This is a genomic window from Paraburkholderia sp. SIMBA_053 (assembly GCF_046534895.1).
GTDB classification, from domain to species: Bacteria; Pseudomonadota; Gammaproteobacteria; order Burkholderiales; family Burkholderiaceae; genus Paraburkholderia; species Paraburkholderia caledonica.
This window is the reverse complement of record NZ_JAWRXU010000497.1, coordinates 1-281: the sequence shown is the minus strand read 5'-3', so window position 1 is coordinate 281 and position 281 is coordinate 1. Positions and strand designations below refer to the sequence as shown.

The following is a 281-nucleotide window of genomic DNA, read 5'->3' as shown; positions in this document are numbered from 1 at the left end:
CTGCCGGCAGTATTTGGCAAAGGGCCGTAGTAGCTCGATCCTGCGTGCGGCCGTAAGCCGGCGGCCTCCTACGGAACTGCTTGCCCATCGCACGGCAAGCTGTGTGGTCAACGAGCCCTTGTGGCCGATCTGTTGAGCGAATCGCGCGAAGTGTCGAAGCTGTTCGCCTTCCGCCTTGAGCGCAAATCCCGCTTGGCGGCGAACCGCGAGGTAGTCGTCGATCCACTGCATAAGTGATTTGCGGTGTCTCATGAGTGCCTCCCCGGCCAGGGAAGCGCTAC

Annotated in this window: 1 pseudogene; it reads right to left on the bottom strand. The window is 61.9% G+C overall.

Annotation, left to right across the window (positions count from 1 at the left end):
* Positions 1 to 252, bottom strand: a pseudogene (locus tag SB753_RS36595) (integrase); the annotation flags it as partial.
* Between the last annotated feature and the right edge of the window lie 29 nt (positions 253 to 281).